The 23,546-nt window shown below is 66.4% G+C and carries 24 protein-coding genes; 12 read left to right on the top strand and 12 right to left on the bottom strand.

Annotation, left to right across the window (positions count from 1 at the left end; all coding sequences use genetic code 11):
* Window positions 1–31 precede the first annotated feature (31 nt).
* Both BAMB_RS20825 and BAMB_RS20820 read left to right on the top strand, forming a co-directional pair.
* Entirely contained in the window at window positions 32–901 is an 870-nt protein-coding gene (locus tag BAMB_RS20825; RefSeq protein ID WP_011659148.1) for a carbohydrate ABC transporter permease, read from the top strand.
* Window positions 898–1,758 (top strand): carbohydrate ABC transporter permease, encoded by an 861-nt coding sequence (locus BAMB_RS20820; RefSeq protein ID WP_011659147.1) that lies wholly within the window; start codon window positions 898–900, stop codon window positions 1,756–1,758. Before BAMB_RS20825 ends, BAMB_RS20820 begins: the two co-directional genes overlap by 4 nt.
* Before the next feature lie 9 nt (window positions 1,759–1,767).
* Here the strand turns inward: BAMB_RS20820 and BAMB_RS20815 are convergent, their stop codons facing one another.
* Window positions 1,768–2,790 carry a LacI family DNA-binding transcriptional regulator gene (locus BAMB_RS20815; protein WP_011659146.1) on the bottom strand — a complete coding sequence of 341 codons (1,023 nt, stop codon included), beginning with the start codon at window positions 2,788–2,790 and terminating at the stop codon, window positions 1,768–1,770.
* Window positions 2,791–2,796: 6 nt separating this feature from the next.
* Here BAMB_RS20815 and BAMB_RS20810 point away from each other — a divergent pair, with 6 nt between their 5' ends.
* Both BAMB_RS20810 and BAMB_RS20805 read left to right on the top strand, forming a co-directional pair.
* Window positions 2,797–3,717 (top strand): phosphatidylinositol-specific phospholipase C, encoded by a 921-nt coding sequence (locus BAMB_RS20810; RefSeq protein ID WP_011659145.1) that lies wholly within the window; start codon window positions 2,797–2,799, stop codon window positions 3,715–3,717.
* A 269-nt stretch (window positions 3,718–3,986) separates the two neighbouring features.
* A complete protein-coding gene (locus BAMB_RS20805) occupies window positions 3,987–4,415 on the top strand; it encodes a hypothetical protein (RefSeq protein WP_011659144.1) in 429 nt (142 codons plus the stop codon).
* A 96-nt stretch (window positions 4,416–4,511) separates the two neighbouring features.
* On the opposite strand, the gene BAMB_RS20800 is transcribed toward BAMB_RS20805, so the two are convergent.
* Window positions 4,512–5,123 carry a LysE family translocator gene (locus BAMB_RS20800; protein ID WP_011659143.1) on the bottom strand — a complete coding sequence of 204 codons (612 nt, stop codon included), beginning with the start codon at window positions 5,121–5,123 and terminating at the stop codon, window positions 4,512–4,514.
* 83 nt (window positions 5,124–5,206) lie between these two features.
* On the opposite strand from BAMB_RS20800, the gene BAMB_RS20795 reads away from it, so the two are divergent.
* On the top strand, window positions 5,207–5,734 hold the full coding sequence (locus BAMB_RS20795) for a GNAT family N-acetyltransferase (RefSeq protein WP_041491494.1): 528 nt from the start codon (window positions 5,207–5,209) through the stop codon (window positions 5,732–5,734).
* A 15-nt stretch (window positions 5,735–5,749) separates the two neighbouring features.
* Here the strand turns inward: BAMB_RS20795 and BAMB_RS20790 are convergent, their stop codons facing one another.
* The 4 genes from BAMB_RS20790 to BAMB_RS20775 form a co-directional block, all read right to left on the bottom strand.
* Entirely contained in the window at window positions 5,750–6,811 is a 1,062-nt protein-coding gene (locus BAMB_RS20790) for an alkene reductase (protein WP_011659141.1), read from the bottom strand.
* Between the two features lie 72 nt (window positions 6,812–6,883).
* Window positions 6,884–7,192 carry an ArsR/SmtB family transcription factor gene (locus BAMB_RS20785; protein WP_011659140.1) on the bottom strand — a complete coding sequence of 103 codons (309 nt, stop codon included), beginning with the start codon at window positions 7,190–7,192 and terminating at the stop codon, window positions 6,884–6,886.
* Between the two features lie 187 nt (window positions 7,193–7,379).
* Complete coding sequence (locus tag BAMB_RS20780) at window positions 7,380–8,273, bottom strand: amidohydrolase family protein (protein WP_011659139.1); 894 nt, start codon at window positions 8,271–8,273, stop codon at window positions 7,380–7,382.
* 64 nt (window positions 8,274–8,337) lie between these two features.
* On the bottom strand, window positions 8,338–9,609 hold the full coding sequence (locus BAMB_RS20775; RefSeq protein ID WP_011659138.1) for an MFS transporter: 1,272 nt from the start codon (window positions 9,607–9,609) through the stop codon (window positions 8,338–8,340).
* A 141-nt stretch (window positions 9,610–9,750) separates the two neighbouring features.
* On the opposite strand from BAMB_RS20775, the gene BAMB_RS20770 reads away from it, so the two are divergent.
* A complete protein-coding gene (locus BAMB_RS20770; protein ID WP_041491667.1) occupies window positions 9,751–10,638 on the top strand; it encodes a LysR family transcriptional regulator in 888 nt (295 codons plus the stop codon).
* An 88-nt stretch (window positions 10,639–10,726) separates the two neighbouring features.
* Here BAMB_RS20770 and gcvA read toward each other — a convergent pair whose 3' ends face one another.
* Window positions 10,727–11,626, bottom strand: coding sequence for a transcriptional regulator GcvA (gcvA, locus tag BAMB_RS20765; protein ID WP_011659136.1), 900 nt, complete (start codon window positions 11,624–11,626; stop codon window positions 10,727–10,729).
* A 121-nt stretch (window positions 11,627–11,747) separates the two neighbouring features.
* Between gcvA and BAMB_RS20760 the strand changes: the two genes are divergently transcribed.
* A complete protein-coding gene (locus BAMB_RS20760; RefSeq protein ID WP_011659135.1) occupies window positions 11,748–12,452 on the top strand; it encodes an SDR family oxidoreductase in 705 nt (234 codons plus the stop codon).
* Window positions 12,453–12,500: 48 nt separating this feature from the next.
* Here the strand turns inward: BAMB_RS20760 and BAMB_RS20755 are convergent, their stop codons facing one another.
* The 3 genes from BAMB_RS20755 to BAMB_RS20745 form a co-directional block, all read right to left on the bottom strand.
* The gene (locus BAMB_RS20755) at window positions 12,501–13,640 is read right to left on the bottom strand and encodes a patatin-like phospholipase family protein (RefSeq protein ID WP_011659134.1); all 1,140 of its coding nucleotides are present in this window, start codon (window positions 13,638–13,640) and stop codon (window positions 12,501–12,503) included.
* Between the two features lie 105 nt (window positions 13,641–13,745).
* Window positions 13,746–14,087, bottom strand: coding sequence for a cupredoxin domain-containing protein (locus tag BAMB_RS20750; RefSeq protein WP_011659133.1), 342 nt, complete (start codon window positions 14,085–14,087; stop codon window positions 13,746–13,748).
* 23 nt (window positions 14,088–14,110) lie between these two features.
* Window positions 14,111–15,055, bottom strand: a complete 945-nt coding sequence (locus tag BAMB_RS20745) for a metallophosphoesterase family protein (RefSeq protein ID WP_011659132.1) — start codon at window positions 15,053–15,055, stop codon at window positions 14,111–14,113.
* A 255-nt stretch (window positions 15,056–15,310) separates the two neighbouring features.
* Here BAMB_RS20745 and BAMB_RS35435 point away from each other — a divergent pair, with 255 nt between their 5' ends.
* Genes BAMB_RS35435 through BAMB_RS20735 form a run of 3 tightly spaced genes read left to right on the top strand, consistent with a single transcriptional unit; the run spans window position 15,311 to window position 18,613 of the window.
* Window positions 15,311–15,448 carry a hypothetical protein gene (locus BAMB_RS35435; RefSeq protein ID WP_166488186.1) on the top strand — a complete coding sequence of 46 codons (138 nt, stop codon included), beginning with the start codon at window positions 15,311–15,313 and terminating at the stop codon, window positions 15,446–15,448.
* A 52-nt stretch (window positions 15,449–15,500) separates the two neighbouring features.
* Entirely contained in the window at window positions 15,501–17,255 is a 1,755-nt protein-coding gene (locus BAMB_RS20740; RefSeq protein WP_011659131.1) for an ABC transporter permease, read from the top strand.
* 11 nt (window positions 17,256–17,266) lie between these two features.
* Window positions 17,267–18,613, top strand: coding sequence for an ABC transporter ATP-binding protein (locus BAMB_RS20735; protein ID WP_041491493.1), 1,347 nt, complete (start codon window positions 17,267–17,269; stop codon window positions 18,611–18,613).
* A 74-nt stretch (window positions 18,614–18,687) separates the two neighbouring features.
* On the opposite strand, the gene BAMB_RS20730 is transcribed toward BAMB_RS20735, so the two are convergent.
* Window positions 18,688–19,566 carry a MurR/RpiR family transcriptional regulator gene (locus BAMB_RS20730; protein ID WP_011659129.1) on the bottom strand — a complete coding sequence of 293 codons (879 nt, stop codon included), beginning with the start codon at window positions 19,564–19,566 and terminating at the stop codon, window positions 18,688–18,690.
* 335 nt (window positions 19,567–19,901) lie between these two features.
* Here BAMB_RS20730 and ggt point away from each other — a divergent pair, with 335 nt between their 5' ends.
* Window positions 19,902–21,653, top strand: a complete 1,752-nt coding sequence (gene ggt, locus BAMB_RS20725; RefSeq protein WP_011659128.1) for a gamma-glutamyltransferase — start codon at window positions 19,902–19,904, stop codon at window positions 21,651–21,653.
* 175 nt (window positions 21,654–21,828) lie between these two features.
* On the top strand, window positions 21,829–23,157 hold the full coding sequence (locus BAMB_RS20720) for a dicarboxylate/amino acid:cation symporter (RefSeq protein ID WP_011659127.1): 1,329 nt from the start codon (window positions 21,829–21,831) through the stop codon (window positions 23,155–23,157).
* On the opposite strand, the gene BAMB_RS20715 is transcribed toward BAMB_RS20720, so the two are convergent.
* Entirely contained in the window at window positions 23,154–23,543 is a 390-nt protein-coding gene (locus BAMB_RS20715; protein ID WP_011659126.1) for a DUF3331 domain-containing protein, read from the bottom strand. The two genes, BAMB_RS20720 and BAMB_RS20715, sit on opposite strands and share 4 nt — an antisense overlap.
* Window positions 23,544–23,546: the final 3 nt, after the last annotated feature.

The raw sequence follows: 23,546 nt of genomic DNA, 5'->3' as shown, positions 1-23,546 counted from the left end.
CCCGCCGTCACGCATCGCCCGGAATCCGCGCATGAAAGCCCTCGGCCGCAGCCTGCCGTTCGTCGCGCTGCTCGGCCCCGCGCTGCTGGTGCTGGCCGCGCTCGCGCTGTACCCGGTCGCGCAGGTGCTGGTCGATTCGTTCTGCCGGGTCGACTACGCGGCCGGCCGGCGCACGTTCACCGGGCTCGCGAACTATCGCGCGGTTCTCGGCGACGATGCGTTCACAGCCGGCTTCGGCAACACGCTGCGCTTCACGATCGTGGCGTCGCTCGCCGAAGTCACGCTCGGCTTCGGCCTCGCGCTGCTGTTCGTGCGCGCGTTTCCGGGGCGGCGCATCGCGCTGCCGCTCGCGATCCTGCCGATGATGCTGTCCACGCTCGTGTGCTCGGCGATCTGGCGCAACTGGCTCAACTTCGACGGCTTCCTGAACGCGCTGCTCGCCGCGTTCGGCATCGAAGGCGTGCGCTGGCTGTCCGATCCGCATCTTGCGTTGTGGTCGCTCGCGCTCGTCGACGTGTGGCAGTGGACGCCGATGGCGTTCCTGATCGTGCTGGCCGGGCTGCAATCGATCCCGCAGGAACTGTACGAAGCCGCGCGCACCGACGGCGCGAGCGATTGGCAGTGCCTGCGCGACATCACGCTGCCGCTCGCGGCGCCGCAGATCGGCCTCGCGCTGCTGCTGCGCTCGATCGAGACGTTCAAGCTGTTCGACAAGGTCTATGCGCTGACGGGCGGCGGCCCCGGCAACGCGACGCAGACGCTGTCGACCTACATTTACGACACGGGCTTTCGCTTCTTCAACGTCGGGCCGGCGAGTGCCGCGTCGGTGCTGATGCTCGCGGCGTCCGCGCTGCTGGTTTCGGGGTACGTATGGCAGACGGTTCGCAAGCGGCGCGCATGACGGCGCGCCCCGCAGGCATCGCGCACGCGCGAGCGGGCGCCGCATTCGGTCGCGCGGTGCCATGGGGGCTGCGCGTCGTCGCGCTCGCGCTGTTGCTGCTGCCGTGCCTGTGGATGGCCGGCGCGGCGTTCATGCCGACGCTCGAGCGCCTCGATCATCCGCTGCGGATCTGGCCGGCCGCGCCGACGCTCGAGCATTTCGTGTCGGTGTGGTCGAACGGCATCGGCGCGCCGCTCGCCAATTCGCTGCTGGTCGGGTTCGGCACGACGCTGCTCGCGCTGACGCTCGCGTTTCCGGCCGCGTATGCACTCGTGCGGCTGCGGTTTCCGGCGCGGCTCGACCTGCTGTTCCTGATGCTCGTGCTGGCACTGAAGCTGATGCCGCCGATCACGATCGCCGTGCCGCTGTTCGCGCTCGCGAAGCGGCTGCATCTGCTCGACTCGACGCTCGGGCTGATGCTCGCTTACCAGATCTATGCGCTGCCGATGGCGATCTGGATGCTGCTCGCGTTCGTGCGCGACGTGCCGGTCGAATACGAAGAAGCCGCGTGCATCGACGGTGCGGGGCTCGCGCGGCGGCTCGTGCAGATCGTGCTGCCGCTGTGCGCGCCGGGGCTGATCGCGACCGCGATCTTCGTGTTCATCGCCGCGTGGAACGAATTCCTGATCGCGCTGCTGTTCGTGTCGACGCCGAGCCGCTTCACGCTGCCGCTCGCGATTGCCGGTTACGTGACGGAGAACGGCATCGACTGGGGCGACCTGATGAGCGCGGGGCTGCTGGCGTCGCTGCCGACGCTCGCCGTGGCCGGCTACGTGCAGCGCTATCTGCTGCGCGGCTTCGCCGGCGGGCTGAAATGACCCGACGCGTTACGCGCAGCTATGCCGGGCCACGTGCGTAACCGGGACGACACACGTGCGCGACACACCGTCGAACGTCTGGATCCGGTCGGCGAGCAGGTCGACGGCCGCGTGCGCGAGGCCTTGCGTATCCTGGCGCAATGTCGTGAGCCGATAGGCGTCGTATGCGGCGGCGGGGATGTCGTCGAAGCCGATCACGCGCAGGTCGTCGGGCACGCGCAGGCCGAATGCGTCGCGTGCGGCGTCGATCACGCCGAGCGCGAGCAGGTCGGACGAGCAGAACACGCCGTCCGGGCGCTCGCCGGATGCGAACAGTTGCCGCGCGGCGTCGATGCCGCACGCATGCGTGTCGGAGCGCGTATCGATCACGCGGACGAGCGTCGCATCGAATGCGTCACCGCGTTGCAGCCCCTGCGCGAACGCATCCGCGCGCGAGCGCGCGCTGTAGCTCGCGGTACGCGGGCCGACGAACGCGAGCCGGCGCGCGCCGGCCCGCACGAGCTGTTGCGCGGCGTGGGCGGCCCCCGCCGCGTTGTCGCTGACGACGACATCCGCGCCCGGCAGGTTCGCGTCGCGATTGATCATCACGACGGGAATCCGGTGGTCGAGATACTGCCGCGCGACCGACAGCGGCGGCGACGCGGACGTCATCACGAGGCCCGCGATCCGGTAGCTGAGCAAACGTTCGAGCGATTGCCGGACCTGATGCGGGTCGTCCGCGTTGGTCACGAGCGGTGTGAACGCGCGCTGGCCGAGCGCCGCCATCAGGTCCGACAGCAGCCGCGCACGGAACGGATTCTCGAACCCGGCCGTCACGACGCCGATCATGCTGCTGCGCTGCGTGATCATGTCGCGCGCGATCAGGTTGACCTGGTAGCCGAGCGCGCGCGCGGCCACCATCACGCGTTCGCGCGTTTCGGGCGCGATGCTTGCCGTCGGCGAGAACGCGCGCGACACCGCGGAGCGCGACACGCCGGCCCGCACGGCGACATCCGATGCCGTCACCCACGTTTTTCTTTCCTTGTCAGTCATCGATTCATGATCCCTTCGCGACTCGAAGCACCCACGCCGCTGGCCGACTGGATGTCGGCGCTCGACGACGCGCGGCCGCTGCCTACGCTGACCCTACCGGGCAGCCATGACAGCTGTGCGTATACCGTCGACGATCCGCTCGTGCGCACCCAGCGCGCGCCGCTCGCCGCGCAGCTCGCGCACGGCGTGCGCCTGCTCGACATCCGGTGCCGGCATCGCTGCGATACGTTCGACATTCATCACGGCGGGATCGCGCTCGGCATGTCGTTCGACGACGTGCTCGCGGATTGCACGCGCTTTCTCGATGCGCATCCGCGCGAATGCATCGTGATGTCGGTGAAGGACGAGTGGCCCGCGCACGCATGCACGCGCGGTTTCGAGGCAACGTTCGATGCGCATTGCGCGCGGCATCCGCGGCTGCGCTGGCATGCGGGCGGCGCGCTGCCGGCGCTCGGCGACGTGCGCGGCGCGGTGGTGTTGTTGCGGCGGTTTCGCAGCCGCCGACCGCTCGGCATCGACCTGACCGGGTGGCCTGACAACGCGACGTTCACGATCGATCATCCCGATTCGGCGTTCGTGATCCAGGATGAATACCGTGTGCCCGTCGCCGGGTCGATCCACTACAAGTGGCGCGTGATCGACGCGCTGCTGACCGGCATGCCGTCGCCGGAGAGCGGCCGCTGGGCGATCAATTTCTGCAGCGGTACGGGGATGGGCGCGAATCCTTCGGTGGTCGCGCGCGGCGATGGCAGGGTGCAGGGGATTCACGCGCGGCTCGCGGAGCGGTTGCGCGAGCTGCGTGGCCCGTGTGGCGCGGTGCTGCTCGATTTCTGCGACGACGATGATTGGGCGTTGGTGCGGGCGCTGGTGGCGTGCAACGATCACGCGCCCGCGTCGGGCGAGCGGTGCAGGTCGATGGGCTGCTAGTACCGACCGGCTCCCGTGAAGATCGGCCCGTTGCCGAATGTGTGACGCGCGGTCCATGTTGCGAACCGATGCCGACGGATAAGGTTGAACCGTCCGTGGGCGTGCGCGGTTCGATCGAGCCCGTCGGCGGATATCCGCATGTTTTTCAACTCGGCGGGGCGCGACGGGCACCGCGTGCCAGGCTCGCGCCGGCTCGGGAATGGCTTCGTGGAAAGCCGCGCCGGCGGCTACGCGAACCTTCCGCCACGCAGACTGCAAGGAGAGAGGTCATGGCAACGCTCGTCAACATCACGAAGGACACCCCGAATGCGGTGCAGATCTGGGGCTTTCACGACCCCTGCACCGTCAGGGACGTCGCAGCGGCACTCAATACCATCGCGGCCGGGCTGAGCGGCGATGGGCACACGATTCACATCATGTCGGGAACGCACGGCTATTGCGCGGGGCAGGTCGGCGCGGTCGCCACGCGAGATCAGCGATTCGCCGCGGAAGACCGGGCGCTGGCCTCGCCGAAGACGAAGGACAACAGGCCGGTCGCGGTTGCGGTGCACGACTTCAATACGGCCAAGCTGCCCGCGCCGGATTACGTGACCGCAGCAATGGCGAAGCTGAACGGTGACATGCGCGCGATCGTGCAGGGCGACGCGGGCACCGCGACGTTCCTGCTGGCCTATTGCTGCAGCGCCGGAACGCCGTAACGTGCTGTGGTGTGCGGCGGCGGCGGCGGCGGGCGTGGCGGCTCGCCGCCCGCCCGGCCCGTTCCGCGACGGCGAAATGTCGTGCGAATGCGCCGCTCAACGCGTCGCGATCGCCACCGCCGCACCGGCCATCGCGGTCGCGCTCGTCCGGTTCGCGATCCGCTTCGCGCGTGCCGAAGTGAGAAATGCGCGCGCACGTGAAGCCAGCAGTGACCAGAAGCAGTCGGCGAGGATCAGGATCGCGAGCATCGTGCCGACGAGCTCGGCCCACGCGACGACCCCGACATGCGTCAGGTCGACGATCGTCGGCAGCAGCGCGAGATAGAACAGCATGATCTTCGGGTTGCCGAGCGTGACCAGCGTGCCCGCGACGAACATGCGCCACGGCGACTGGCCGCGCGGCAGGTCGTCGGCGTGCGTGTCGGTCGGCGCGGTCCACATCTTCCACGCGAGGAACAGCAGATACGCGACGCCGAGCAGCTTCAGCACGAGCAGGCCCGTCGCGAACGTGCGCGCGAACGCGGACAGCCCGGCGACGGCCAGCGTGAGCCACAGCGCCTCGCCGATCCACATCGCGGCGAGGAACGGCAGCACGTCGCGCACGCCGTTCGTCAGCACGCGCGCGACGAGCGCGGCGACGCTCGGGCCGGGTGTGCCGGCGGTGACGAGCAGGGCGATGGCGAACACGGCAAGCGCGGACAGCGTCATGACGAACCTCGTGGGCAGGGACGTTCGAAAGGTATGAAGTTTCGATTATAGTGACGGCCGTTTCCCCCGCCTATCTCGTCGTGATGACAGCATCGATCCGGATTCGTCCCGCCACGCGGGAAGACGCGGCCGCCATGGCCGCCGTGGAAGTGGCCGCCGCCCAACGCTTTCGCGCCATCGGCATGGTCGATATCGCCGAAGGCGAACCGACCGACGCGGCCGACGTGCTCGTGCGCATCGACGACGGTCGCGCGTATGTCGCGACGGACGATGAGGGAACGTGCGTGGGCTTCGCGTTCTACCGGCTGCTCGATGCGCGGCGGCTGTATCTGGAGGAACTGGATGTCGCGCCGTCGCATGCGGGGCAGCGGATCGGCGCGCGCCTGATCGAGCGGATCATGACGCGCGCCGCGCAAGACGGCATTGCCGAGGTCGTGCTGTCGACGTTCCGCGATGCACCGTGGAATGCGCCGTACTACGCGCGCCTCGGTTTCCACATCGTCGACGACGCATCGCTCGACCACACACTCCAGGCGATTCGCGCACATCACGTTGCACGCGGCCTCGACGAGACGCAGCGCGTGTTCATGCGCGCTGACGTGCGCGCATGAACGTGTCGTCGGCCGTCAGGCCGCGTCGCTGAGCGCCGGGTAGTCGGTGTAACCCGTTTCGCCTTCGGCGTAGAACGTCTCCGGCACCGGCTTGTTCAGCGGTGCGCCGATTTCGAGGCGGCGCGGCAGGTCCGGGTTCGCGATGAACAGCTTGCCCCACGCGATCGCATCGGCGTTGCCGCTCGCAAGCGCATCCTGAGCGGATTCGAGCGTGAATTGCTCGTTCGCGATCAGCGGGCCGCCGAACGCTTCCTTCAGGCGCGGGCTCAGGTGGTCGCCCGAATACGACTCGCGCGTGAAGATGAACGCGATCTTGCGGCGGCCGAGTTCGCGCGCGACATAGCCGAACGTCGCGGCCGGGTCGGAGTCGCCCATCGTGTGCGCATCGCCGCGCGGTGCGAGGTGCACGCCGACACGGCCCGCGCCCCACACGTCGATCGCCGCGTCGACCACTTCGAGCAGCAGGCGCGCGCGATTCTCGATCGGGCCGCCGTACGCGTCGGTGCGGTGATTGGTGCTGTCCTGCAGGAACTGGTCGAGCAGGTAGCCATTCGCGCCGTGGATCTCGACGCCGTCGAAACCGGCCTTCTTCGCGTTCTCCGCGCCCTTGCGATATGCGGCGACGATGCCCGGGATTTCATCGAGTTCGAGCGCGCGCGGCGTCACGTACGGACGCTGCGGGCGCACGAGGCTGACGTGGCCGCCGGCGGCGATCGCGCTCGGCGCGACCGGCAGGTCGCCGTCCAGGAACACCGGATCGGAGATCCGGCCGACGTGCCACAGCTGCAGCACCATGCGGCCGCCGGCCGCGTGGACGGCCTGGGTCACGCGCTTCCAGCCTTCGACCTGCTCGTCGGACCAGATGCCGGGGGTATCCGCATAGCCGACGCCCTGCGGCGTGACCGAGGTCGCTTCGCTGATGATCAGGCCGGCCGATGCACGCTCGGCGTAATAGCGGGCCATCAGGTCGTTGGGCACGCGCGTCGCGCCCGCGCGGGAGCGGGTGAGCGGTGCCATCACGATGCGGTTCGGCAGCGTTAGATCGCCGAGGGTAACGGGGTCGAACAGAGTGGGCATGGCAAATAACCTCTTCACGAAAGGCGGGATGGCCGCCGCGTCGTGCGCGGCGGGTGGCCCGCATGGCCTGGATCAGAGTTCGCGGCGCAGAGCGTCGAGAAATGCGTCGATGACGGCCTCGTTGCGCCGGAAGAACGCCCACTGGCCGATCCGCGTCGATGTCACGAGCCCCGCGCGCTGCAGCGTCGCGAGGTGCGCGGAGACGGTCGACTGCGACAGCCCGCAGCGCGCGTCGATCTGCCCGGCGCAGACGCCGTGGTCGTACGGCAGCGTCTGCTCGGGAAAATGCACGCCCGGCGTTTTCAGCCAGACGAGGATTTCCCGGCGCAGCGGGTTCGAAAGCGCTTTCAGGATCGCGTCGATGTCGAGTTCGGTCGGCATGGAAAGGGCGTGGTGTTTCGGCGTTCGGTCGGAAAACCGGCGCAAACAGGTATCGTCGATGGGCGAATCATATATCGGAAAAAGACGATATGCGCGAAGACACTGACGAGTGTGGGGTTGTTTATCGATCTCCGGGCACGGCCCGTCGAGCGGCATCCTTGTACTGCGGGGTGCGTATTCGTGCACGCTAAAACCCGAAAAGCTCCGCCGCGGAGGTCGTCATCACTCTGTCTCTCGCGGCACGGTCGGGAATCCAGTATTCCAATGCGCTCAGAGCCCCGTCATAGTCGATCAGATGACGATGCTGCGTGTGAGGCCAGTCGCTACCCCAGACCATGCGCTCGGGGCCGAACGAATCGAGCAGAGCGGTGGCAAGCGCCCGTCCGTGCTCGATGCCGTTCGAATTTTCGGCGCTGCGATAGGCGGCGGAGAGCTTGACCCAAACGTTGCCGGAGGTGGCCGTCGATTGCAAATGGCGAAAGCCGGCATCCGCGGCGCGCAGCTGCGCATCGGGCCGCCCGAAGTGATCGACGACGACCGTGCAATCGTGTCGAAGCAGCGCATCGAGCACGACCGGCAGAGCATCCGCATTCGCTTGAACTTCGACATGCCAACGTAGTGCGTTCAAGCGTGCGAGGAGCGCGGACCATCGGCCATCGCGGAAATCCGGCAGTGCAACCCCTATCAAATTCAGCCGCGCACCGACGATATGTGCGGCGTCCAGAGCTTCAAGCTCGGCATCCGTGACCTCTGGCGCGACAACGGCAACACCGCGAAAGCGTCGCGGATAGCGCTCGCATACCGCGCGCAGGAACCCATTGTCGGTGCCGAGAAAGCTCGGCTGCACCAGCACGCCTTGGGAGAGACCGTGCGCCGCGAGCTGCGCGACATATTGATCGAGCGTTGCATCGTAGTCGGGCGCGTGACGGCGGTGTGCCGCGAGCGGCAGGCCTTGCACGAAGATGTGGGCGTGCGCGTCGACGCCGGTGATGCCTGTCGCGGTTTCGTCGAGCCAAGCCAGGGACGCGGGGGACAGGCAGTCGAAGGGGGCGGCCGGGAGTGCGGGCGGGAAGCGGTCCATCGTGTCAGGTGCGTGAAATCAAATTGACGTTGGAGCGATGCATCGACGTACGCGTGCCGCGTGCTCAGTGGCGCGAGATGGCCTGCGCGCCGTTCTCGTGCGGCGACGCGACGAGCCGGCGGCGGGTGTCGGGCAACATCAGCGCGGCGACAACGACGAGGCCGTACGCGGCGCCCGCGTCGATGCCCAGCGCCGCACCGAGCGACATTGATCCGCTCATGTGACCGATCAGCACCGGAAATGCCGCCGATGCGATGCGGCCGAAGTTGTAGCAGAAGCCGACACCGGTGCCGCGCACGCCTTGCGGATACAACTCGTTGAAGAGCGCGCCGAGTGTCGCGGGAATGCCGGCTGAAAAGAAGCCGAGCGGAAAGCTCAGGAGCAGCATCGTGGTGTCGCTGATCGGCAGCAACGTGTAGACGTTGACCATCACCGCACAGCAGACGGCAAACAGGATCACGTTCCAGCGTCGCCCGATGCGGTCCTGCAACCAGGCGCTCACGAAACATCCGATGATGAATGCGACGATCACGACCGCGAGATAACCGCCGGTGCCCAGGATTGACAGATGGCGCTCGGTCTTCAGATACGTCGGCAGCCACGTCGTGATCGCATGGTAGCCGCCGTGCGCGCCCAGTCCGATCAGGCCGCCGACGATCGTGGTGCGTAGCACCGCAGGATCGAAAATGCCGGCGGCAATGCTGAATACGCCGCGGCGCGCGGAATCGTCGGTTTCAGTTTGCGGCTCGCGCGGCGGCTCGGCCACGTTGCGGCGCAGGTAGAGAACGAGCAGGGCCGGGACGAGACCGATCGCGAACAGAACGCGCCAGGCCCATTGCGGCGAAACGAGCGAGAAGACGGCCATATAGAGCAGCACCGCGGCGCCCCAGCCGAATCCCCACGCGCTCTGCACGATGCCCATGGCCTTGCCGCGATGCCGCGGGTTCATCGTTTCGCTGAGCAGGACGGCGCCCGCCGTCCATTCGCCGCCGAAGCCGATGCCTTGCAGCGCCTTCAGCACAAGCAGCTGCTCGAAGGTTTGGGCAAACGCACTCAGAAACGTGAAGAGCGAGAACCAGATCACCGTGATCTGAAGTGCGCGCACCCGGCCGACGCGATCGGACAGGATGCCGGCGAGCAACCCGCCGAGTGCACCGGCCACGAGCGTCGCACCGCCGATCAATCCTGCCTGACCTTTGCTGATGCCCCACGTGGCGAGAAGCGCCGGGATCACGAGGGAAAAGACCTGTGTATCGACGGCGTCGAGCGCCCATCCGCCGAAGCAGCTCCACAGGGTTCGCCGCTCGTTGGGGGTGATGTCCTCATACCAGCGCATGGTCGTCTCCTGGTGCGGGCCGCTGCGAAGTCGGACGGGCGGCCGCTGTTGATCGATTTGACGCCATTCTATGAACGTGAGGTACGCGTGCATACTATGAAAACGTTGTTCATTCATAGCATCGTGATATGGAAGGCGATCATGGAATCGATTCGCACGCTCAAATACTTTCTCGCGATCGTCGATGCGGGAAGCGTCACCGGCGCGGCGGCGCAGCTCGGGATAGCGCAGCCGGCGCTCAGCCAGGCCATGACGCGGCTGGAGAAGGATCTCGGCACGAAGCTGCTTGCGCGCACGCGTCGCGGCGCGGCGCTGACGCCCGCGGGCGAAGCGATCGCGGAGGACATTCGCCTGAGTGTGTCGAGGATCGAGGCGGCGGAAAAGCGGGCTCGCGATATCGGTGCGCAGCGTGGCGGCCGGCTGACCATCGGTTTCGCGTCAGCGGCGCTGTTCGAGGTCATGCCCCGCGCGATCGCCGCATTGCGTGACGCGATTCCCGATGTCGAGCTGGCGTTGCGGGAAATGAGCAACGCGGAGCAGGCCAGCGCGCTGGAATCCGGCGAAATAGATATTGGGTTGCTGCATACGCCTGTTGCGGTCCGCGGCCGGATGCGCGAAAAGCTGATCGTCCGCGAACGCTTGCACGCGGTCGTGCCGGCGTCGCATCCGCTGGGCGAGGATGGCAAGCTCGGCCTCGCGGAACTGGCGAGTATGGGCTTGGTATGGTTTCCGCACGGACAGCTGCCGGTGGTGCGAGCCGGCATCCTCAGTGCGTTTCGCAAGTTCGGTTGTGAAGCCAATGTCGTTCAGGATGCCAATCGATCGCTGACGGTGCTCGCATGCGTGGCCGCCGGTTGCGGCGCGTCACTGTTGCCGCGATCCGTCAAGGCGATCCAATTTGCGGGCGTGCGCGTGTGCGAAGTGCGCGAAAGCGACGCGCTGCCGCTCTTCGAACTCAGCGCGATCTGGCCGCATCGTTCGCGTCCGACACTGGCCGACAAGTTTGCGGCGTTGCTGAATAGCGGCTGATGCAGGCTCGCGGCCGGAAGGCGCCGGATCGGCACTATCGCATGCGATGCTTCCTTGTCGTTCGTCAATCGCTGCGGGTGCCGGGCGATCACGCTTTCCCATACTGCGCAAACAGCCAGCGGCGCATGGCCTGCAACGCTTCCGAATGCGCATTGGCCTGCGGGAAGACGACGTAAAACCCGAGCGACATCGGAAACGAAAAATCGAACACGCGGCGCAGCCTGCCTTCCGCGATGTCGCGCTCGACGAGCGGCTCGCTGGTCAGCGCGATGCCTTGACCGGCGACCGCGGCGTCGATCGCGAGCAGCGACTGGCTGAATCTCGGCCCTTTCGTCGGATCGGCCCGACCCTTTCCACCGAGCTTCTCGATGAACTCGGGCCACAGATCGTGCGCGTCGTGCAACAGCGCATGCGTCGACAAGTCGGCAGGCGTGCGGATCGGCGGGCCGCTGTCGAGCAGCTTCGGGCTGGCGACGGCGAAGATGTCGAGCGGAGCCAGCAACTCGGCGGCGAGGCCGGCCGGGAATGGCGGCTTGCTCAGTCGAATCGCGATGTCGACGCCGTCGGCCCGAAACGACGCAAGCCTTTCGTCGGCGATGACGCGAACCTCGATGTCGGGGTGCAGCCGGCCGAAGTCCGCCAGGCGCGGAATCAGCCACTTCGACGCGAACGACGGCGTCGTGCTGACCGCCAGCACGGTCGGGCGCTCGCCCAGGGCGTCCGTGGCGTCTGAGATGATCTGCAGCGCGCGCTGGACCGACGAAAAATACTCGAGCCCTTCGCGTGTCAGCGCAAGCCCCCTGGGCAAGCGCCGAAACAGCTGAACCGCCACGACGTCCTCCAGATGCCTGACCTGCTGCGCGACCGCGCCCTGCGTCACGCCGAGTTCGTCGGCGGCCAGCCGGAAATTGAGGTGGCGCGCGGCGGCCTCGAACGCGCGAAGCGCATTGAGCGGCGGGAACCGGCGGGTACGCAACAGAGTGGTCATGCAGTAGAAATTCTACAGGGTGTATGGAGAAATCATCGTTCGACAAGCCGATTATAGGGCCCTAGAGTGGGCGCTTTGGAACGACTATCGCGGCGCAAGCCGACCTATCCGGGAGAGCGGCATGACTGTAGAGAAAGTGGCTTTGGTGACGGCGGCGGGCAAGGGCATGGGCGCCGCAATCGCGCGCGACCTCGCGAACGACGGCTATCGCGTCGCGCTGATGTCGCCGTCCGGCAGCGCGGTCGAGCTGGCGCAGGAGCTGGGTGGTTTCGGCGTTGCAGGCTCCGTTACCGACGACGCCGACATCGAGCGTTTCGTGAACGAGACGCTCGCGAAGTACGGCCGTATCGACGCGGTCGTCAACAACACCGGACATCCGCCGAAGGGCGACTTGCTCGCCATCGAGGACGACAAGTGGCACGAAGGGCTCGACCTGATCGTGCTCAACGTCGTTCGCGTGCTGCGCCGCGTGACGCCCGTCTTCCTGAAGCAGGGCGGCGGCGCGGTGGTCAATATTTCGAGCTTCGCGGCCGACGCGCCCGAGCAGGCGATGCCGGTGTCGTCCGCGCTGCGCGCGGCGCTGAGTTCGGTCACGCGCCTGTACGCCGACCGGTATGCGAAGGACAACATTCGCATCAATTCGGTGCTGCCGGGCTTCATCGACAGCTGGCCGGAGACGCCCGAGATCGTTGCCCGCATTCCGGTCGGCCGTTTCGGCAAGACGCAGGAGATCGCGCAGACCGTGAGGTTCCTGCTGTCGGACGGCGCCGGCTACATCACCGGGCAGAACATTCGGGTCGACGGTGGCATCGTGCGCGCGCTGTAAGCCGGATCCAGGGCAGGACGATGCGCGGGCAGATGGCCGCCCGCGGCATCAGTTGTGCCGTTCGCCGATCCTGTTCTCTTCCGGACTCCAGACGCTGAGCCCTTGCGTCGGGTCCAGCGGCAGCTCCCACGGGCGCGCGGCGATCGCCTGCATCGTCGCGTCGAACCCGGCCTGGCGGCGCGCCGCGATGCCGTCCGGCGTGAAATCGATGTCCTTCCACTGATCGTCGCCGTCGAGGCGCGGCGCCGCGAGCTTGATCACGTGCATCGTGGTCTGGCAGCCCCATGCGGCGAGCGCCTGCACGTCGGGCGACTTGCGTTCGGCCTCCGGCAGCCGCATGACCAGTTCCTTGATCACGTGGCGCAACCCGTGAATCTGCTGTTGCCGCGCGATGTTGCTGTCCGTGCGGCTCGCATACTGGATGTCCTTCTGGCGCTCCGACACCTGCCAGATGCTTTGCGGCTCCGGCCCGACCGGATTCCACATCTGCACCGAGAAGATGATCGAGCTGCGGCGCGGCGCGTCGTCCAGCACGACTTCGACCGGCGTATTCGAATAGATGCCGCCGTCCCAGTAGGGCGCGCCGTCGACCCGCACGGCCGGGAACGCGGGCGGCAGCGCACCCGAGCTCATCACGTGGTCGAGGTCGAGCGGCCGGTCGCGTGAATCGAAATAGCGCATCGTGCCGGTGCACGCGTTGACCGCGCCGACGGTCAGCCGTGGCCGGCGCGCGTTCAGCAGGTCGAGATCGACCAGCGACGCGAGCGTGTCGCGCAGCGGCTCGACCAGATAGTAGGACGCGTGCTCGACGCCGACGCGCGCGAGCGGCCCGAGCCATGCGGCGGGATTCGGCCGGAAGAATCCCGGGATGCCGGCGCCGATGACCGCGAGCTCGGCGCCGATCTTGTCCCAGGTGGTCGGGAAGCCCGGCACGTTCACGGCGGGCCGCTCGGTCACATGGCGCCAGAATTCGGCCATCCGCTGCGCGCGGTGTCCGGGCGCGTTGCCGGCGATCAGCGCCGCGTTGATCGCGCCGATCGACGTGCCGATCACCCAGTCGGGCTGGATTCCCGACGCGTCCAGCGCCTCGAATACGCCGAGCTGGTATGCGCCCAGCGCGCCGCCGCCCTGAAGCACGAGCACGACCTGGCCCGGCAGTTTCGGATGTGCGGGTTGACTTGCCGTCATCGCTTTCCTCGCAGTCGGTGAGGGCCGGCGGGTTCCGGCCGAATGGAACCAGTGTAGGCGATCGACGCGCACCGTCCGTCATGCCGGATCGTGGCGCGTGCCGTGTCATTCCACGGTGATGGTCTCCTTCATGTACGGATGAATCCCGCAGAACACCTTGTAGACACCCGGCTTGTCGAAGCGGAACGAGTAGGTCTCGTCCTGGTCGAGCGCTTTCGAACGGAAGGTGCCCGCGTCGTTGACGATGGTGTGCGGTTCCGCGTCGAGGTTCTTCCACGTGATCGTCGTGCCGGCCTTGATCGTGGTCGACATCGGCGAAAACATGAAATTGCGGATCGTCACGAGCGGGCCGGCCGGGGTTTGCGCGAACGCGGCGAGCGGCGTGCCGGCGGCGGCCGCGCACAGGATCAGCGCGGCCGGCAGCATCGAAGGCTTGAAGAAGGTCATGTCGGTCTCCTTGCGTATCCGGATCAGGCGAGCGTCGTGTCGCGCAACGACGCTGTCGTGGGATGGCCGGCGAAATCGACGGTCGTCACGCCGAGCATCGCGGGCAGCCGGTCGCGCGGCACCGTGAGCGGCACCGGGCCCGGGCCGTTGCCGGCGGTCGGCTGCGGAAACGCGGTGGAGCGCGCGGTATGGAACGTCACGTTGCCCTCGACCTTCGACACGATCTGGTGGATGTGCCCGTTCAGCACGGTGACCGAGCCGAAGCGGCGCAGCAGCGCCATCGTCTGCGGCGCATCGCCGGTGCCCCAGCCCCAGGGCTCGTAGATGGTCCACATCGGCATGTGCGAGAACACGACGATCGGCGTGCTCGACGACTGGCCCTTCAGGTCCTGCGCGAGCCATGCGAGCTGTTCGTCGCCGAAGCTGCCGAGCCCGTTCGGCTTGAAGTGCATCACGTTGACGAGCGCGACGAAGTGCACGCCCGCGTGATCGAAGCTGTAGTAGCCGCGGTTGTCCGACGCCTTGCCGAACCGGCTGAAGTATTCGGCGCCCGAACCGTCGGTCACGTCGTGTTCGCCGGGCACCGTGTGCAGCTCCGGCACGCGCAGCGCGGACAGCAGTTGCGACGCGTGGTCGAATTCCTCCGGTTTGGACAAGTGCGTGATGTCGCCGGTATGGATCGTGAGCGCGGGCGCGTTGGACATCCCGTTGACCAGATCGATGGTCTGCCGCAGCGTGGCCGCGACGTCGGGATTCGCGTCCTTGTTGAAACCGATGTGCGTATCGCTGATCTGCACGAACAGCGGCCGGCCCGCATTCGCGGGGACGGCGCCGCCGCTTTGCGCGAGCGCGAGATCGAACGGCGTCAGGATGCCGCCCGACAGCGTAAACAGCGTGCCGAGTCCGCCGAACGCCATGCATTGCAGGGCCTTGCGGCGCGACGGGCGGGTAGGGGTCGATGAAGACATGGGAGCCTCGCAATCGTATGACGTAACCGGACGGCCGGATCGTCCTGGAATAAGCCGGCGTATTCGCATGCCATACCGGCGAGACGACGGATTTATTCCCTCGTATTACGAAGTTGGGCCCCGCTGTTCGCGGCTTGCGGTGCGATGACGAAGCGCCGGCGCATGACGTGTCAATGTCCTGTAAGTGACACGTCACAGTTGCGTCATCCGCGCCCGATAGCCTGCGACACCGAATCACCTTCTCCGGAGCCCCTCATGCTGAATCTCGCGGCAACGGAAGCCAGCGGTGCGGCCAGTCATCGCACGCACATCATCGGCCTGGCGCTGCCTTGTCAGGTTGCCGGCAATCGTCCGCCCGACGCCCGGGAATGTGTTCCGGGCCGCACCCGCTGACGCGGCGATCGGCCGCCCCCCATCGATTTTCAATTCGACCAAGACGCTACCGATGGATATCCGTTTCTTCGACCCGAATCGCACCGCCAACGCATCCGCGTGGCGCGTGCTCCCCAATCGCTGGGATGCGGTCGCATTTCCGTTGATCATCGGCATCCTCGCGATGGCGATCGTCGGTTTCCATCAGACGCTGGCGCCGATCGCGACCCTGCAGAGCCAGAAGATCTCGCTCGATCCGTCGAACCTTCCCGAATACGCGTTGCGCACCACGCTGCGCATGCTCGCCGCGATGGTGGCCTCGCTCGTGTTCACGCTGGTCTACGGCACGCTCGCCGCGAAGAGCCGCCGTATCGGCATGGTGTTGATCCCGATCCTCGACATCCTGCAGTCGGTGCCGGTGCTCGGCTACATCTCGTTTACGGTCACGTTCTTTCTCGCGCTGTTCCCGGGCCGCGTGCTCGGCGCCGAGCTCGCGGCGATCTTCGCGATCTTCACGAGCCAGGCGTGGAACATGACGTTCAGCTTCTACCAGTCGCTGCGCACGGTGCCGCGCGACCTGAGCGAAGTGTCGCGCGGCTTTCACCTGACGTCGTGGCAGCGCTTCTGGAAGCTCGAGGTGCCGTTCTCGATGCCGGGGCTGATCTGGAACATGATGATGTCGATGTCGGGCGGCTGGTTCTTCGTCGTCGCATCGGAGGCCATCACCGTCGGCAACCAGACGATCACGCTGCCGGGAATCGGCGCATATCTCGCGCAGGCGATCTCGGACAAGAACCTCGGCGCGGTGGGCTGGGTGATCGTCGCGATGTCGGTCGTGATTCTCGCGTACGACCAGTTCCTGTTCCGCCCGCTCGTTGCGTGGGCTGACAAGTTCCGGATGGAGAACACCGCGTCGGGCGATGCGCCGCAATCGTGGCTGCTCGACATGATGCGTCGTACGCACCTGATCCATCAATTGCTGGTGCCTGCCGGCTGGCTGCTGTCGCAGACCGCGCGGATTCCGTTGCGCGCGCCGTCGCTCGCGGGCGCTCGCTCGCGCGCTGCGTCGGTGCGCGGTTCGTCGCGCATCGGCGATATCGTGTGGGGAACGTTCGTGATCCTGATCACCGTGTATGTCGCATGGCGCGTCGTCAGCTTCGTCGCAACCGGCGTGACGATGGACGAGGTCGGTCACGTACTCGTGCTCGGTCTCATCACGCTGTTGCGCGTGCTGGTGCTGATCGCGATCGCGTCGGTGGTCTGGGTGCCGCTCGGCGTGCTGATCGGGCTGCGCCCCGCGCTCGCCGAGAAGATCCAGCCGCTCGCGCAGTTCCTCGCCGCGTTCCCGGCCAACCTGCTGTTTCCGGTGTTCGTGATCGTGATCGTCCACTTCCACCTCAACGCGGACATCTGGCTGTCGCCGCTGATCGTGCTCGGCACACAGTGGTACATCCTTTTCAACGTGATCGCCGGCGCGATGTCCTATCCGAACGACTACAAGGAAGCGACGAAGAATTTCCGCATCCGCGGCTGGCAGTGGTGGCGCCAGGCGATCCTGCCCGGCATCTTCCCGTACTACGTGACCGGCGCGATTACCGCGTCGGGCGGCGCGTGGAACGCGAGCATCGTGTCCGAGTTCGTGCAGTGGGGCGACACGAAGGTCGTCGCGCACGGCCTCGGCTCGTACATCGCGCAGACCACCGCCGCCGGCGACTTCCCGAAGATCATCCTCGGCATCGCCGTGATGTCCCTGTTCGTTACCTTGTTCAACCGTCTGCTGTGGCGTCCGATGTACGCCTATGCGGAATCCCGGCTCCGTCTCGATTGAGAGTAAGCGCGATGCAAAATTCGACCGTTATCAACGCCCCCGTCAAGACGTCGCAGCCGCTGCAGCCGCCGCGCCTCGGCGAGGAAATCCTGCGTGTCGATCACGTCTGCCGCGGCTTCAACAAGACGCAGGGCGAACTGTTGGTGCTCGACGACGCGAACCTGTCGCTGCGCGAAGGCGAGATCGTCGGGCTGCTCGGCCGTTCGGGCTCGGGCAAGTCGACGCTGCTGCGGATCATCGCCGGGCTGATCGAGCCGACCGGCGGTGAAGTGACCTATCTCGGCAAGCCGCTGCGCGGCCCGGCCGAAGGTGTCGCGATGGTGTTCCAGACCTTCGCGCTGTTCCCGTGGCTGACCGTGCTGCAGAACGTGGAAGCCGGGCTGGAAGCGCTTGGCGTCGGCGCACGCGAGCGGCGCGAGCGCGCACTCGCCGCGATCGACCTGATCGGTCTCGACGGCTTCGAGAACGCGTATCCGCGCGAGCTGTCGGGCGGCATGCGCCAGCGCGTCGGTTTCGCGCGCGCGCTCGTCGTCGATCCGACGATCCTGCTGATGGACGAGCCGTTTTCCGCGCTCGACGTGCTCACGGCCGAAACGCTGCGTACCGACCTGCTGGACCTATGGACGCAAGGCCGGATGCCGATCAAGTCGGTGCTGATCGTCACGCACAACATCGAGGAAGCGGTGTTCATGTGCGACCGGATCCTCGTGCTGTCGTCGAATCCGGGCCGCGTGATCGCCGAGATCAAGGTGCCGTTCAAGCATCCGCGCAACCGGCTCGACCCGGCCTTCCGCAAGCTGGTCGACGACATCTACGCGAAGATGACCGCGCGCCAGACCGGCGAGGCGACGAAAAAGGGGCTGGAGCTTGGCAGCTGGCTGCCGCAGGTGTCGACCAACCTGATGGCCGGCCTGATCGAGACGCTCGCGATGGCGCCGTACCACGGCCGCGCGGACATGCCGGAAATCGCGCGCACGTTGCATCTGGAAGTGGACGAGCTGTTCCCGATCGCCGAAGTGCTGCAGTACCTCGGTTTTGCGGATGTGCGGGAAGGGGACGTGTTCCTGACGCCGCCTGCACGCGTGTTCGCGGAGTTCGGCACGCAGGAGCGCAAGCTGATGTTCGCCGATCACCTGCTCAAGCACGTACCGCTCGCCGCGCGGATCAAGAAGGTGCTGAACGAACGTCCGGGCCATCGTGCGCCGCGCGTGCGCTTCGAGCAGGAGCTGGAGGATTTCCTGTCGGACGGCGCGGCCGAGGAAACGCTCGACGCGGTGATCGACTGGGGGCGTTACGGAGAAGTATTTTCGTATAACGACAAGACGGAGGTGTTTAGTCTTGAGGATGTGGAGTCGTGAAGACTGCGAGTGGATGCGTACGGGTGCTCCACGACATCAATAGTTGAAAGCTCATGCCCGAATGACGATCACCGTCACTCCGGCAAATCCCACTGATTCGCATCCCGCTCGACCCCACCCGTGCTCAGCCGCTCGATTTTCTCCATCCGCTGCCGCGCCAGCTCGGGAAGCCGGTTCGTCACGCCGATCACCAGCGCTTCGGCGAGCGCGAGCGCGGGCACGTTCGTCTGCAGCATCGCGAACGGGCGCCCCTGGATCCGCAACACGATCTCGGCGAACGCGCTGATCGGCGAGCGCCATTCGTCGGTGATCAGCAGCACCCTGACGCCGAGCTGGTGCGCAGCCTGCGCGAACCGGATGCTGTCCTTCTGGTAGCGGCGAAAATCGAAAATGACCAGCACGTCGGCAGGCCCCATGTCCGTCAGCGTGACCGACGCGAGATTCACGTTCGGCTCGACGTACTGCACATGCGGACGCGCATACGCGAGCGTGAAGGAAAACAGCGACGCGAGCGGCGCGGTGTAACGCCCGCCGCCGCAGAACACGCGGAGATCCGGATCGGCCAGCAGCGTCACCGCTTCGTCGAACGCCGCCGCGTCGAGCTCGTCGATCGTCGTGGCGAGCGCTTGCGAGAGCCGCTGGAAGATCGCCGAATGACTGTCGCGCATCCCCGATTCCGAGTGGAACGCATCCATTCGCGCGAGCGGCGAATTCATCGCGGTGTCGATCTCGTCGTGCAACGCCTGCTGGAACGACGAGTAGTTCGGAAAGCCGATCCGCACGACGAAGCGAAACACGGTCGGGTCGCTGACTTCGGCTTGCTTCGCGAAGCTCGCGATCGGCCCGAGACCGAGGCTCGGATAGCGATCCAGCAACGCATGCGCGACCTTCTGTTCCGACGGCGTGAAGCTATCCATCTGGGATAGCAGCAACGCCCTGATGCTTGTCCCCATCGGGCACTCCGGCTTGCTCGTATCTGAATGACAAACGGCAGACCTGTGTCTGCCGGCGACTTCACGCATGTTAGCCGATCGACGGCCCGCGGGCCGTGTGCGACTCCAGATTAGAGGGCCGCATCGCCTCCGCTCTGATCATTCACATGTGTAATAAAACAAACATTCAAAGCGACGGCGAATCCATCAGATATCGCGGAATAGTTCAGTGATAACCCTAGGTTTTTGAATAAAAACCCCGGTGATATGATCGCGGCCTCGCTGGAATGTACTGTTCATTACATGTCGGATCGCATCACGGCATGGCCCGGTTTATTCGTCTGGAGGATCCCGTCATGAGGCGGCTCGTAGTACTCACCCTGTTGTCGGCCATGAGCGCGTGCGTGCTCGCCGCTTCGGAACCCGCGGTGGAAGCGAAGAACGGCATGGTCGTGTCGTCGCAGCATTACGCGTCGCAGATCGGCGTCGACATCCTGAAGAAAGGCGGCAACGCGGTGGACGCCGCCGTGGCGGTCGGCTACGCGCAGGCGGTGACCAATCCGTGCTGCGGCAACATCGGCGGCGGCGGCTTCATGACCGTGCATCTGGCCGACGGCCGCGACCGGTTCATCAACTTCCGCGAAACGGCGCCGGCCGCGGCATCGGCGAACATGTATCTCGATGCGAAGGGCAACGTCATTCCGGACGACAGCCTGTACGGCTATCGCGCGGTCGGCGTGCCGGGCACGGTCGCCGGTCTCGACCTCGCGCAGCGCAAGTACGGCAAGCTGACGCGCAAGCAGGTGATGGAGCCGGCGATCCGGCTCGCGCGCGACGGCTTCGTGCTGACGCGCGGCGACACGGACATCCTCGACACGACGATCGAGCGCTTCAAGAAGGATCCGGAGGCCGCGCGCATCTTCCTGCGCTCGGACGGCACGCCGCTGCAGCCGGGCGACCGTCTGGTGCAGAAGGACCTGGCGCGCACGCTCGAGCGTATCGCGGAGCAGGGCCCCGAGGCGTTCTATCACGGCGAGATCCCGAAGATCGTCGAAGCGGCCGCGAAGCGCGGCGGCGGCCTGATCACGGCAGCCGATTTCGCATCGTATCGCGCGCAGGACGTCGCGCCGCTGACCTGTACGTATCGCGGCTACGAGTTCGTGTCGGCGCCGCCGCCGAGCTCGGGCGGCGTGACGATGTGCGAGACGCTGAACGTCCTCGAAGGCTATGACCTGCGCAAAATGGGTTACCAGTCGGCGTCGGTGGTCCACTACATGACCGAGGCGATGCGCCATGCCTACGAGGATCGCAACACGCTGCTGGGCGATCCGAACTTCATCGACAATCCCGTCGCGAAGCTGACGAGCAAGGCGTATGCGGCCGAGATCCGCAAGCAGATCAGCGGCGAGACGGCGACGGCGTCGGTCGACGTGCAGCCGGGCGTCGGCGTGCACGAGAAGCCGGAGACGACCCACTATTCGATCGTCGACCACGACGGCAACGCGGTGTCGACGACGTACACCGTCAACGGCCGCTTCGGCGCCGTAGTGATCGCGCCGGGCACGGGCTTCTTCCTGAACGACGAGATGGACGACTTCACCGTGAAGGTCGGCGCGCAGAACCTGTTCGGCCTCGTGCAGGGCACGCGCAACTCGATCGCACCGGGCAAGCGTCCGCTGTCGTCGATGGCGCCGACGATCGTGAAGAAGGACGGCAAGGTGTTCATGGTGGTCGGTTCGCCGGGCGGCTCGCGCATCATCACGATCACGCTGCAGACCGTGCTGAACGTGATCGACTACGGGATGACGCCGCAGGATGCGGTCGGCGCGCCGCGCGTCCATCATCAATGGCTGCCGGACGAGGTCTATTACGAGACCCGCGGCCTGTCGCCCGACACGCTCGCGATCCTGCACAAGATGGGCTACAAGATGGTCGAGCAGACGCCGTGGGGCGCCGCCGAGCTGATCATGGTCGGCCTGCCCGGCACCGAAGCGACGAGCCACCAGAGTTCCGGCAACGACTCGTCGGTATCCGGCAATGTACGCGTCGGTTACATCTATGGCGTCAACGATCCGCGCCGCCCGGCCGGATCGGCGATCGGCTACTGATCGGGTACTCACCGATCCGGTTTGATCGCATCACGTTGAACGGTTGCAACCGGCGTTCGCCATCGCGCGAGCGCCGGAGCAGCGACAGGGCGCATGACCGGCCCGCAACGCGCACCGTGGCACGGCACCGGTGCGGCGTTTTCTTCCATTCCTGCACCGTGCGTCGAGTACCGTTATGAACAAACGAATGTCCGCGGCAGTCTGGATCCTGCTCGCAATGGCGGCCGGCATCTTCATCGGCTACATGATCTATACGCAGTTTCCGGACAAGCAGTCCGCGACGGAAATCGCCGGCTACATCTCGCTCGTGTCCGACGTGTTCCTGCGGCTGATCAAGATGGTGATCGGCCCGCTGGTGTTTTCGACGCTGGTCGTCGGCATCGCGCACATGGGCGACGCATCGTCGGTGGGGCGTGTGTTCGTGAAGGCGTTCGGCTGGTTCGTCACCGCATCGCTGATTTCGCTGCTGCTCGGGCTGCTGATGGCGAACCTGCTGCGCCCCGGAGAAAACCTCGGCCTGCCGCTGCCGGATGTTGGCGCATCCGCGCATCTTGCGACGTCCAAGTTCACGCTGAAGGATTTCGTCAGTCACATGGTGCCGAAGTCGATCGCCGAGGCGATGGCGAACAACGAGATCCTGCAGATCGTCGTGTTCTCGATGTTCTTCGGCGTCGCGCTGTCGGCGCTCGGCGAGCGCGGCAAGATTCTCGTCGCCGCGATCGACCAACTGGCGCACGTGATGCTGAAGATCACCGGCTACGTGATGAAGCTCGCGCCGCTCGCGGTGCTGGCCGCGATGGCGTCGACCGTCGCGATCAACGGGCTGTCGATCCTGCTGAAGTTCGCGGTGTTCATGGGCGACTTCTACGTGAGCCTGTTCCTGCTGTGGAGCACGCTCGTGGCCGCCGGCCTGCTGTTCCTCGGCCGTCGTGTGTTCAAGCTGCTGGCGCTGATCAAGGAAGCGTTCATGCTGTCGTTCGCGACTGCCAGCTCCGAAGCCGCGTACCCGAAGATCCTCGACGCGCTCGACCGATTCGGCGTGCGGCGCAAGATCTCGAGCTTCGTGATGCCGATGGGCTATTCGTTCAACCTCGACGGTTCGATGATGTACTGCACGTTCGCGTCTCTGTTCATCGCGCAGGCGTACAACATCCATCTGTCGCTCGGCACGCAGATCACGATGCTGCTGGTGCTGATGCTGACATCGAAGGGGATGGCTGGCGTGCCGCGCGCATCGCTCGTCGTGATCGCGGCGACGTTGCACCAGTTCGACATTCCGGAAGCGGGGCTGCTGCTGATTCTCGGCGTCGACACGTTCCTCGACATGGGGCGCTCGGCCACCAATGCGGTGGGCAATTCGATCGCCAGCGCGGTGGTCGCGAAGTGGGAAGGCGAGTTGATGTCGGAGTCCGAAGCGAAGGCGCATGCCGCGCATCTCGACGCGGAACTGGAACGGCAGAACGGCGATCCGGCCTATGGCGCCGGTCGGGCGACGTCCGCTTAAGCGGCGTACGCCTCGTCGAGGGACGCCGCCAGCACCATCGCGGCGGCGTTGCCCGGCGCCGAGCCGAGCAGTTGCGGCGCATAGACGCTGTCGCCGGGCGCGATCGGCCGCCCCGACAGCGCGCAGACGCCGCGCTTGCGCGTCGTGAACAGCCGCCACTTCTGGTAACCGTAGTGGCCGGTGCACGCGTCGCGCCACGAAATCATCACGGTGTCGGCGGTGGGCCGCTCGAGCACGCTGATGGTCGGCTGGCTCGTCGCATCCCACGACGGCAAGCGGTCGCGCGTGACGCTGCGCCGGCGCGGCGCGGCCCATGAGACGGACGGCATGTCGAAGCTGCCGATCGCGGCGACGGTCCTGAGCCAGGCGGCTGCACTGTTGCTCATGTC

Source organism: Burkholderia ambifaria AMMD, from assembly GCF_000203915.1.
GTDB lineage: Bacteria > Pseudomonadota > Gammaproteobacteria > Burkholderiales > Burkholderiaceae > Burkholderia > Burkholderia ambifaria.
Note: the sequence above shows the minus strand (reverse complement) of the source record. Positions and strands in the feature narration are given on the sequence as shown.